The organism is Streptomyces sp., from assembly GCF_031181705.1.
Classification (GTDB): Bacteria; Actinomycetota; Actinomycetes; order Streptomycetales; family Streptomycetaceae; genus Streptomyces.
In genome coordinates, this window is the sequence record NZ_JAPSKN010000173.1 from 1 (window position 1) to 10,487 (window position 10,487).

The window sequence follows — 10,487 nt, forward strand, 5'->3', positions numbered from 1 at the left end:
CCGCGCGGTCCTCGCCGCCGGGGCGGTGGGCGTGAACATCGCGGACGCGGTGCACGGCGCCGCGACGGGCGGGCCGCCGCGCGAACGTCGCCGAGCGGGCCGAGCGGGTCGCCGCCGCGCGCGAGGCGGCCGACGCGGCGGGGGCGCCGCTGTTCGTCAACGCCCGCCCCGGCACCTTCCCGAGCGGCGCCGGGGCGGGGGCACCTCCCGCGCCTTCGGGGCAGTGGGGGAGGCCTCACCGTGGAGCGGGCCGCCGCCCTCCGGGCCGCGGGCGCCGACGGGATCTTCGTCCCCGGGGCCCCCGGGGCCGTCGACCCGGGAACCGTCGGAGAGCTCGTGGCGGGCGTCGACGGCCCGCTCCACGCCATGGCCGGTCCCGGCGTGCCGCCGGTCGCCGAACCGGCCGCCCTGGGCGCCACCCGCGTCAGCACCGGCCCGGGCCTCGCCCGGGCCGCGCACCCCTTGGTCCGCCGAGCCGCGCGGGAGCTGCCGGCGGCGGGCACCTACCGGTCGCTGACCCGGAGGGCTCGGCTACGGCGGGGTCAACACCCTCTTCCCGGCGCCGTGTCGACGCTCAGCAGGCGTCCCGCATGAGCTCCGCCAGGCCGTGGTCGAGGTCCAGCTGCAGGTGTTCGAGGCCGACGGGAACGAGCTCGCTCGTCGCCGCAAGGAACGAGCGGATCTCGCTCGACCGGACGTGCACCACGGCGGTGCCCTCGGGGGCGTGGAACTCCAGCACCGTGCGGTCGTACCCGTAGGGCCGCACTCGCACGTCGCCGTGCCCCTCGGAGTTGCTCAACCCGGCGGCGAGCAGCTCGCGGGAGAAGGTCCAGCACACGTCGACGCCCTCCAGCGTCGCCGGGGCGGGGAAGGACATACGGACGGCGAACGGGTCGCGCCGGTCGTAGTGCAGCGTCGCGGGAATGCTCGGCATACGCGGCGCGGCGGCGACGAGGCGGGCCTCCACGGGCTGCTCGATGACGATGGACAACGCCTTGCTCCCTTGTGACGGCTGGACGGACACGTCCGGGCGGATGAGGCCGGGCATGGGAAGAGACGATGGAATCGGCCATTCCGTGCACACGAGATGCGAGTGACCTCTGTCACCGCGTTCATGCGCGGGAGTGACCTGGCTCTCCTCGTGTGCCCCGAAGGGCACTTGTGACGCCTGCCGGGCAGCCCGGCGTGACCACGAGGCCGTCTGGACGCCTCCCGGGCGGTGGGCTAGCTTCCCCGGCCATGAGGCGGATGGGGAGCAGGCGACGGACGGGACGGACAAGGCGCGGCGTGATCGCGGCCACGGCGTGCGCGGCGGCACTGGCCGCCCTGACCACCGGGCCCGCGGGGGCGGGGGAGCCGGACCGCCGGGTGCCGCGCTGGGAGCTCAAGGACACCGGCACCCCGGACGTGCGGTTCCGCGGTCTCGCCGCCGTCGGCCGGAACACCGCCTGGGCCGCGGGCACCGCCGGCACCGTGCTGCGCACCACCGACGGCGGTGCCACCTGGCGGAACGTCTCCCCGCCGGGCGCCGGGGAGTTGCAGTTCCGGGACGTCGAGGCGTTCGACGCGCGCCGGGCCGTCGTCCTGGCCATCGGCGAGGGCGAGGCGTCCCGCGTCTACCGCACCGACGACGGCGGAACGACCTGGACGGAGTCCTTCCGCAACACCGACCCGAGGGCCTTCTACGACTGCCTCGCCTTCTTCGACCACCGCCACGGCCTCGCCCTGAGCGACCCGGTGGACGGGAGGTTCCGCATCCTGTCCACCGGTGACGGCGGCCGGACCTGGACGGTGCTGCCGGACGGGGGCATGCCGCCCGCGCAGGAGGGAGAGGCCGCCTTCGCCGCGAGCGGGCAGTGCCTGGTGACGTCCGGGCCGCGGGACGCCTGGATCGCCACCGGCGGGGCAGCGCACGCGCGCGTGCTGCACTCCGCCGACCGGGGGCACACCTGGCGGGCCACCGGCATGCCCCTCCCGGCGGGCGACCCGGCCCGCGGGGTCTTCGCCCTGGCCTTCCGCGACCGGGCCCACGGCCTCGCCGTCGGCGGTGACTTCCGCCCCGAGGAGCCCTCGCCCCGCACCGCCGCGCGCACGTCCGACGGCGGCCGCGGCTGGCGTCCCGCGGCCACACCTCCCCCCGCCTACCGCTCCGGCGTCGCCTGGCTCCCGCGCAGCCGCGCCGCCGCCCTCGCCGTCGGCCCCACCGGCACCGACCTCACCAGCGACGCCGGCCGCACCTGGCGGACCGTCGACGCGGGCTCCTACGACACCGTCGACTGCGCTCCGGACCACGGCTGCTGGGCCGCCGGCGAGAAGGGGCGGGTGGCCCGCCTGGAGCACTGAGCGAGCGGGGTGCGGTGAGGGTTGGCAGTGTGGGTACCCGTTCACGGGACGTGAAAGGAAGTGAGCGAGAATGCCACGCGGTTCCAGTTCCAAGCGGGAGCGCCAGTACGAGCACATCAAGGAGAGCGCGAAGGACCGGGGCGAGAGCACCGGCCGCGCCAAGGAGATCGCCGCACGGACGGTGAACAAGGAACGCGCCCGCTCCGGCGAGTCGAAGACGGCCAGCCGCACGTCCACCAAGGACATGTCGTCCGGCAAGCGCGGCGGTCAGCGGTCGGGGCAGGGCTCCCAGGGCCCCACCTACGACCAGCTGTACCAGGAGGCCAAGCGCAAGGGCGTCGAGGGCCGTTCCAGCATGAACAAGAGCCAGTTGCAGCGCGCACTGGGCAAGTGAGGCGCCCGCTCCACGAGGCAGGCGGGACACCCCGACCCCGCCTGCCTCGGCGCGCGACGTAGGCTCGGGGCACCATGACGACCGTACGCATCCCCGAGGACTGGCCCGCCACCGAGGAGCAGGCGCGCGCCGTCCAGGACGCCCTGCGCGAGCGGGTCGTCCTCGACGAGCCGGGCCCGCCGCCCGGAAGCGGCCGTGTCACGGGTGTCGACGTCGCCTACGACGACGACCGCGACGTCGTCGCGGCGGCCGCCGTCGTCCTGGACGCGGCGAGCCTCGACGTCGTCGCCCAGGCCACCGCGGTGGGCCGGATCTCCTTTCCCTACGTGCCCGGACTGCTCGCCTTCCGCGAGATCCCCACGGTCCTGGCCGCCCTCGAAGCCCTGCCGTGCGACCCCGGATTGGTCGTCTGCGACGGCTACGGCCTCGCCCACCCCCGCCGCTTCGGCCTCGCGAGCCACCTCGGCGTCCTGACGGGTCTGCCCACGATCGGCGTCGCCAAGAACCCGTTCACCTTCACCCACGACGCCCCGGACAGCCCGCGCGGCAGCACCTCGGCGCTGCTCGCCGGCGACGAGGAGGTCGGCCGCGCCCTGCGCACCCGGGACGGGGTCAAGCCGGTCTTCGTCTCGGCGGGCCACCGCGTGAGCCTGGCCAACGCCTGCGCCCACACCCTCGCCCTGACCCCCGCGTACCGCCTCCCGGAAACCACCCGCAGGGCGGACGCGCTGTGCCGCGAGGCGCTGCGGGCGACCTACCCGGCCTGACCCTCCACCCGTCGGCGGCCCACCTCCCGGTGCTCCGAGTCCTGGATCGCCGACCCGTCGCCGGGACGGCGCGCGTGATGGCGCAGCTCGACGTCGCGCACCTCGAACCCGGCGCGCTCCAGCAGCGCGTTCTTGTCGGCACTTCGTGCGCGGTCGCCGAGCGCGGCCGGGAGAACTCCCAAGCCGGGGCAGAGGCTTCCGGCCGGACGAGGCGGCCGGAAGTGAGTACCACCTCTGAGTACGTGTACGGATGTCTGCCCGACCCCCTCTCGGCAGGCTGGTGGGCATGACAACGCACCGCGCGCCCAAGCCAGTTGCCGGCCCGACCCAGACCGTCGAGCGGGCCGTCACCATCGGCCTGATCCTCGCTGTGCTCGCGGGGCTCGGCTGGGTAGCCGGGATGATCTACACCATCGCCGAGTGGCCGCTGTAGACCACCCGGCGACTCCTCAGCGCACCGACGCCACGCGGAAGCGGATGCCGGCCGCCCGCAACCGGCCGACGAGCGCGTCGCCCATCGCGACCGCCGTGGTGACCTGGCCGGCCGTCCTCGGCAGCTCGTCGAAGGCCAGGCACAGCGCCGACTCGGCCAGCATCTTCGCCGTCTCGCCGTAGCCGGGATCGCCGCCCGACACCTCCGTGTACACCCGCCGGCCACCGCCCTCGCCCACGAAGCGCACGGAGAACCAGCTCCTGGCCCGCTTCTGCGGGTCCGGCCCGTCCCCGGGCGCGAGCCGGTTCGACAACCAGCGCCGCGCGGGCGGCACCTGGGCCGCCGCCACCAGCGCGCCCACGGCCGCGACCCCGCCCACCGCGACCGGCAGCCGGCGCACGGCCGCGTACTGGCGGTAGCGGAAGTCGGGCCCGTACCGGTCCAGGGCCGCCGCCGAACGCCGCACGATCTGCGGGTCGATGGTCGGCAGCGGCAGCGCCCACGCCCCGACCTCCTGGGCGAACCGCGGCCCGCCCAGCGGCGCCGAAGCCCGCCGGCCCACCAGCCGCGGCTCGTGCCGCCGCCGGTCCCGCGCGGCGGCCGCCATCTGCCGCTGCCGTGCGAACTGGTTGAGGGCCGAGGCGAAGGTCCCGCCCGAGAAGGCCGCGTCGGCGGACACGAAGCCCTCGATGCTCAGCGGCACCTCCTGGGGCAGCTGTTGCACGGTGAAGTACACGCCCAGGTCGTGCGGGATCGAGTCGAACCCGGCGGCGTGCACCAGCCGCGCCCCGGTCTCCCGCGCGCGTGCGTCGTGCCGGACGTACATCAGGTCCACGAACTCCGGCTCGCCGCACAGGTCCAGGTAGTCCGTCCCGGCGTCCGCGCAGGCGGCGACGAGCGCCTCACCGTAGGCGACGTACGGCCCGACCGTCGTGGCCACCACGCGTGCCCGTTCGGCGAGGGCTAGCAGCGAGGCCGGTTCCGACACGTCCGCCCGCACCACATCCACCTGCGCCTTGCCGGGCAGCAGCTCCCGCAGCCGCGCCAGCTTCGCCTCGCTGCGGCCCGCGATCGCCCAGCGCAGCCCCTCCGGCGCGTGCTCGGCCAGGTACTCGGCGGTGAGCGTGCCGGCGAAACCGGTTGCTCCGAAGAGCACGATGTCGTAGGGACGGTCCGTCCTGCTTTGCCTGTTCATGACACCCCTCGGTCGCGCAGCCCGTGCCGCTGTCGGTGGCCGAGGCTAGCGTGAACGGTGCGGAGCCCGACGACGAGCCCGGAGGAACGCGATGGCCGTGCCCAGGAATGCCCTGAAGAAGCGGGAGAAAGTGCGCGCGTTCGCGCTGGGGCTGCCGTGTGCCGTGGAGGAGTTCCCGTGGGGCGAGTCCGTCGCGAAGGTCAACCGGAAGGTGTTCGTCTTCCTCGGTGCGGAGGACGGCAGTCACCCCCTCGGGGTGACGGTGAAGCTCACGGACGAGACGGCGCACGCGCACGCGCTGGCGTGCCCCGGAGCCGAGCCCGCCGGATACGGCCTGGGCAAGGCGGGCTGGGTGAGCATCCCCCTGGAAGCGCAGGGCGCCCCGGCCGCGGAACTCCTGTGCGACTGGGTGGAGGAGAGCTACCGGGTGATCGCGCCGAAACGGCTGACGGCGGAGCTGGACGAGGCCTGACCTGTGCGGCACATTACCAAGCGCTTGCTCGTTCAGCTCTTGTGCCGAGTGGAACGCGTTCTTAGCATCACTGGTGTTACATCATGTGTGTCACAGACCTGGGGGCCGGATGACCACGGCAGGGACGGCAGCACACGGCCCGCTCACCGGCGTGCGCGTCGTCGAGCTGGCCGGGATCGGACCCGGCCCGTTCGCCGCCATGCTCCTGGCCGACCTCGGCGCCGACGTCGTACGCGTGGACCGGCCCGGCGGCCCCGGGCTCGCCATCGACCCGGCCTACGACGTCACCAACCGCAACAAGCGCTCGGTGCTCGTCGACCTGAAAGCCCCGGACGGCCCGGACCGGGTGCTCGCCCTGGCCGCTCGCGCCGACATCCTGGTCGAGGGCTACCGCCCCGGCGTCGCCGAGCGCCTCGGTGTCGGGCCCGGGGACTGCCACGCCCGCAACCCGCGCCTGGTGTACGGCCGGATGACCGGCTGGGGCCAGGACGGGCCGCTCGCCCCGCGGGCGGGACACGACATCGCCTACATCGCCCCCACCGGCACACTCGGCTTGATCGGCCGCCCCGACGAGCCGCCGCCGGTCCCCGCCAACCTGCTCGGCGACTACGCGGGCGGCTCCCTCTACCTCGTCGTCGGCGTCCTCGCCGCTCTCCACCACGCGCGGGCGACCGGGGCCGGGCAGGTCGTGGACGCCGCCATCGTCGACGGCACCGCCCACCTGGCCACGATGATCCACGGCATGCTCGCCGCCGGCGGCTGGCAGGACCGCCGCGGCGCCAACCTCCTCGACGGCGGCTGCCCCTACTACGGCACCTACGAGACGGCCGACGGCCGGTACATGGCCGTCGGCGCCCTGGAGCCGGGGTTCTACGCGGAGTTCCTCGCCCTGCTGGGGATCGAGGGCCGGGGCGCCGCCCGCACGGACGTCGCCCGCTGGGGGGAACTGCGCGAGGAGGTCGCCGCCCGCTTCAGGAGCCGCACCCGCGACGAGTGGACGGCCGTGTTCGACGGCACCGACGCGTGCGTGGCGCCCGTACTGTCGCTGCGCGAGGCCCCGCACCATCCGCACCTGGCCGCCCGCGGCACCTTCACCGACCACGGCGGCATCACCCAGCCCGCCCCGGCCCCCCGTTTCTCCACGACCCCGACCTCCGTCCGCGGCGGCCCGGCCCGGCCCGGCGCCGACACGGCGGACGTCGCCCGGGACTGGGACGTCCCCGGGCTGCTCCCCTCGTCCCGCACCCCGAAGTGAAAGGCCTCCTCGTGAGCACCGAAGCGTACGTCTACGACGCGATCCGCACCCCGCGGGGGCGGGGCAAGGCCAACGGCGCTTTGCACGGCACCAAGCCCATCGACCTGGTCGTCGGACTCATCCACGAGATCCGCGCCCGGTTCCCCGGCCTCGACCCGGCCGCCGTCGACGACATCGTGCTCGGCGTCGTCGGCCCGGTCGGCGACCAGGGCTCCGACATCGCCCGGATCGCCGCCATCGCCGCAGGACTGCCCGACACGGTCGCCGGAGTGCAGGAGAACCGCTTCTGTGCCTCGGGCCTGGAAGCCGTCAACCTGGCCGCGGCGAAGGTCCGTTCCGGCTGGGAGGACCTCGTCCTCGCGGGCGGTGTCGAGTCGATGTCCCGGGTGCCGATGGCCTCCGACGGCGGCGCCTGGTTCAACGACCCGATGACCAACCTCCAGGTCAACTTCGTGCCGCAGGGCATCGGCGCCGACCTCATCGCCACCATCGAGGGCTTCTCCCGCCGGGACGTCGACGAGTACGCCGCGCTCTCCCAGGAGCGGGCCGCGACCGCCATGAAGGAAGGCCGCTTCGACCGGTCCGTGGTCCCCGTGAAGGACCGCAACGGGCTCGTCGTCCTCGACCACGACGAGTTCCCGCGCCCCGGCACCACCGCCGACTCCCTCGCCAGGCTGAAGCCGTCCTTCGCGGACATCGGCGAACACGGAGGATTCGACGCGGTCGCGCTCCAGCAGTACCACTGGGTGGAGAAGATCGACCACGTCCACCACGCGGGCAACTCCTCCGGCATCGTCGACGGCGCCTCGCTCGTCGCGATCGGTTCCAAGGAGGTCGGCGAGCGCTACGGGCTCACGCCCCGCGCGCGGATCGTCTCCGCCGCGGTCTCCGGCTCCGAGCCCACCATCATGCTCACCGGCCCCGCGCCCGCCACCCGCAAGGCCCTCGCCAAGGCCGGGCTGACCATCGACGACATCGACCTCGTCGAGATCAACGAGGCGTTCGCGGCAGTCGTGCTGCGCTACGCGCGGGACATGGGCCTGTCCCTGGACAAGGTCAACGTCAACGGCGGCGCGATCGCGCTCGGCCACCCCCTCGGCGCCACCGGCGCGATGATCCTCGGCACCCTCGTCGACGAACTGGAGCGCCAGGACAAGCGCTACGGCCTGGCCACGCTGTGCGTCGGCGGCGGCATGGGCGTCGCCACGATCATCGAGCGCATCTGACCTCCTCCTGACGGATCACACGGAGCACCTCCACATGAGCACTGAGTCCACCACCATCCGCTGGGAGCAGGACCGCACCGGCCTCGTCACCCTGGTCATCGACGACCCGAACCAGTCCGTGAACACCATGAACCAGGCGTTCCGCGAGTCCCTCGCCGCCGTCACCGACCGTCTGGAGGCCGAGAAGGACACCATCCGGGGCGTCATCATCACCTCGGCCAAGAAGACCTTCTTCGCCGGCGGGGACCTGCGCGACCTCATCCGGGTCACGCCCGAGACCGCCCAGGAACTGTTCGACGGCGGCATGGCCGTCAAGCGGAACCTGCGCCGCATCGAGACCCTCGGCAAGCCCGTCGTCGCCGCCCTCAACGGCGCGGCCCTCGGCGGCGGTTACGAGATCGCCCTGGCCTGCCACCACCGCGTCGCACTGGACGCGCCCGGCTCCAAGATCGGCTGCCCCGAGGTCACCCTCGGCCTGCTCCCCGGAGGCGGCGGCGTCGTGCGCGCCGTCCGGCTGCTGGGCATCGCCGACGCCCTGCTGAAGGTCCTCCTCCAGGGCACCCAGTACAGCCCGCGCCGCGCCCTGGAGAACGGCCTCGTCGACGAGATCGCCGACAGCCCCCAGGACCTGCTCGCCAAGGCCCGCGCCTTCATCGACGCCCACCCCGAGTCGCAGCAGCCCTGGGACCGGCCGGGCTACAGGATCCCCGGCGGCACACCGGCCGACCCCACGTTCGCCGCGAACCTGCCCGCCTTCCCGGCCACCCTGCGCAAGCAGACCAAAGGCGCCCCCTACCCGGCCCCGCGCAACATCCTCGCCGCCGCCGTCGAGGGCGCCCAGGTCGACTTCGAGACCGCCCAGGTCATCGAGGCCCGCTACTTCGTCGAACTGGCCGCCGGGCAGACCTCGAAGAACATGATCCAGGCGTTCTTCTTCGACCTCCAGGCCGTCAACTCCGGCGCCGGCCGCCCCAAGGGCGTCGAGCCGCGCACGGTCCGCAGGGTCGCCGTCCTCGGCGCCGGCATGATGGGCGCCGGCATCGCCTACTCCTGTGCCCGCGCCGGCATCGACGTCGTGCTCAAGGACGTGTCCCTGGAGGCGGCTCTCAAGGGCAAGGGCTACTCCGAGAAGCTGTGCGCCAAGGCCGTCGCCAAGGGCCGCACGACCCGGGAGAAGGCCGACGCGCTGCTCGCCCGCATCACGCCCACGGCCGAGGTCCAGGACCTGGCCGGCTGCGACGCGGTCATCGAGGCCGTCTTCGAGGACACCTCCGTCAAGCACAAGGTGTTCCAGGAGATCCAGCACGCCGTCGCCCCCGACGCGCTGCTGTGCTCCAACACCTCCACCCTGCCCATCACCGCCCTCGCAGAAGGCGTCGAGCGCCAGGGCGACTTCGTCGGCCTGCACTTCTTCTCGCCCGTCGACAAGATGCCGCTCGTGGAGATCATCAAGGGCGAGCGCACGGGCGAGGAGGCCCTGGCCCGCGCCTTCGACCTGGTCCGGCAGATCGACAAGACGCCGATCGTCGTCAACGACTCGCGCGGCTTCTTCACCTCCCGCGTCATCGGGCACTTCATCAACGAGGGCGTCGCCATGGTCGGCGAGGGCGTCGAGCCCGCCTCCGTCGAACAGGCCGCCGCCCAGGCCGGCTACCCGGCCAAGGTCCTGTCCCTCGTGGACGAGCTGACCCTCACCCTGCCGCGCAGGATCCGTGCCGAGACCGAGCGGGCGGTCGAGGAGGCGGGCGGCACCTGGACGCCCCACCCCGCCGAGGCCGTCATCGACCGCATGGTCGACGAGTTCGGCCGCACGGGCCGCGGCGGCGGCGCCGGTTTCTACGACTACGACGAGGACGGCAGGCGCACCGGACTCTGGCCGGGCCTGCGCGAGCACTTCACGAAGCCCGGCCACCGGATCCCGTTCCGGGACATGCAGGAACGGATGCTCTTCGCCGAGGCGCTGGACACCGTCCGGCTGCTGGAGGAGGGCGTGCTGACCTCCGTCGCGGACGCCAACATCGGCTCGCTGTTCGGCATCGGCTTCCCCGGCTGGACCGGCGGCGTGCTCCAGTACATCAACGGCTACGAGGGCGGGCTGCCCGGCTTCGTGGCCCGCGCGCGGGAGCTCGCCGAGCGCTACGGCGACCGGTTCACCCCGCCGGCCCTGCTCGTCGAGAAGGCGGAGAAGGGGGAGCGCTTCGCCGACTAGTCGGCGGCCGGCCCGCCGGCAGGACCGGTCAGCCACTCGCCCAGCTCTTCCCTGAGCGAGCGCTGGAACGCGGTGAGGAGCGCCTGCACCACCAAGGGGTGCATGTGCGCCGACAGGGACCGCACGTCCCGCGCGTCGCGCTCCGCCATCTCGGCGCGGAAGAGCTGGGAGAGTTCCCGGGCCGCGGCGCGCG

General features: G+C 73.8%; 12 protein-coding genes and 1 pseudogene. 9 read left to right on the forward strand and 4 right to left on the reverse strand.

The window, feature by feature from the left end; genetic code table 11:
- Positions 1-240: 240 nt before the first annotated feature.
- Positions 241-594, forward strand: coding sequence for an isocitrate lyase/phosphoenolpyruvate mutase family protein (locus tag RIN80_RS24120; RefSeq protein WP_309097745.1), 354 nt, complete (start codon positions 241-243; stop codon positions 592-594).
- On the opposite strand, the gene RIN80_RS24125 is transcribed toward RIN80_RS24120, so the two are convergent.
- Complete coding sequence (locus tag RIN80_RS24125) at positions 575-991, reverse strand: SsgA family sporulation/cell division regulator (RefSeq protein ID WP_309097754.1); 417 nt, start codon at positions 989-991, stop codon at positions 575-577. The genes RIN80_RS24120 and RIN80_RS24125 overlap by 20 nt on opposite strands.
- 257 nt (positions 992-1,248) lie before the next feature.
- Here RIN80_RS24125 and RIN80_RS24130 point away from each other — a divergent pair, with 257 nt between their 5' ends.
- The 3 genes from RIN80_RS24130 (at position 1,249) to RIN80_RS24140 (ending at position 3,504) form a co-directional block, all read left to right on the forward strand.
- Positions 1,249-2,343 (forward strand): oxidoreductase, encoded by a 1,095-nt coding sequence (locus tag RIN80_RS24130; protein ID WP_309097755.1) that lies wholly within the window; start codon positions 1,249-1,251, stop codon positions 2,341-2,343.
- 70 nt (positions 2,344-2,413) lie between these two features.
- Positions 2,414-2,737, forward strand: coding sequence for a hypothetical protein (locus tag RIN80_RS24135; protein WP_062930312.1), 324 nt, complete (start codon positions 2,414-2,416; stop codon positions 2,735-2,737).
- A gap of 74 nt (positions 2,738-2,811) precedes the next feature.
- Positions 2,812-3,504 (forward strand): endonuclease V, encoded by a 693-nt coding sequence (locus RIN80_RS24140; protein WP_309097746.1) that lies wholly within the window; start codon positions 2,812-2,814, stop codon positions 3,502-3,504.
- On the opposite strand, the gene RIN80_RS24145 is transcribed toward RIN80_RS24140, so the two are convergent.
- A complete protein-coding gene (locus RIN80_RS24145; protein ID WP_309097747.1) occupies positions 3,492-3,686 on the reverse strand; it encodes a hypothetical protein in 195 nt (64 codons plus the stop codon). The two genes, RIN80_RS24140 and RIN80_RS24145, sit on opposite strands and share 13 nt — an antisense overlap.
- A 104-nt stretch (positions 3,687-3,790) precedes the next feature.
- On the opposite strand from RIN80_RS24145, the gene mmpA reads away from it, so the two are divergent.
- Positions 3,791-3,937 carry a morphogenic membrane protein MmpA gene (gene mmpA, locus RIN80_RS24150; protein ID WP_309097748.1) on the forward strand — a complete coding sequence of 49 codons (147 nt, stop codon included), beginning with the start codon at positions 3,791-3,793 and terminating at the stop codon, positions 3,935-3,937.
- Between the two features lie 16 nt (positions 3,938-3,953).
- Here the strand turns inward: mmpA and RIN80_RS24155 are convergent, their stop codons facing one another.
- Positions 3,954-5,132, reverse strand: a complete 1,179-nt coding sequence (locus RIN80_RS24155; protein ID WP_309097749.1) for a saccharopine dehydrogenase NADP-binding domain-containing protein — start codon at positions 5,130-5,132, stop codon at positions 3,954-3,956.
- Positions 5,133-5,223: 91 nt separating this feature from the next.
- On the opposite strand from RIN80_RS24155, the gene RIN80_RS24160 reads away from it, so the two are divergent.
- The 4 genes from RIN80_RS24160 to RIN80_RS24175 all read left to right on the forward strand — a co-directional run bounded on the left by RIN80_RS24160 (position 5,224) and on the right by RIN80_RS24175 (position 10,294).
- Complete coding sequence (locus tag RIN80_RS24160) at positions 5,224-5,604, forward strand: MmcQ/YjbR family DNA-binding protein (RefSeq protein WP_309097750.1); 381 nt, start codon at positions 5,224-5,226, stop codon at positions 5,602-5,604.
- Between the two features lie 109 nt (positions 5,605-5,713).
- A complete protein-coding gene (locus tag RIN80_RS24165; protein WP_309097751.1) occupies positions 5,714-6,859 on the forward strand; it encodes a CaiB/BaiF CoA-transferase family protein in 1,146 nt (381 codons plus the stop codon).
- A gap of 11 nt (positions 6,860-6,870) precedes the next feature.
- A complete protein-coding gene (locus tag RIN80_RS24170; RefSeq protein WP_309097752.1) occupies positions 6,871-8,085 on the forward strand; it encodes an acetyl-CoA C-acetyltransferase in 1,215 nt (404 codons plus the stop codon).
- Between the two features lie 34 nt (positions 8,086-8,119).
- The gene (locus tag RIN80_RS24175) at positions 8,120-10,294 is read left to right on the forward strand and encodes a 3-hydroxyacyl-CoA dehydrogenase NAD-binding domain-containing protein (protein WP_309097753.1); all 2,175 of its coding nucleotides are present in this window, start codon (positions 8,120-8,122) and stop codon (positions 10,292-10,294) included.
- On the opposite strand, the pseudogene RIN80_RS24180 reads toward RIN80_RS24175, so the two are convergent.
- A pseudogene (locus RIN80_RS24180) lies at positions 10,291-10,487 on the reverse strand (transcriptional regulator); the annotation flags it as partial. The gene RIN80_RS24175 and the pseudogene RIN80_RS24180 overlap by 4 nt on opposite strands.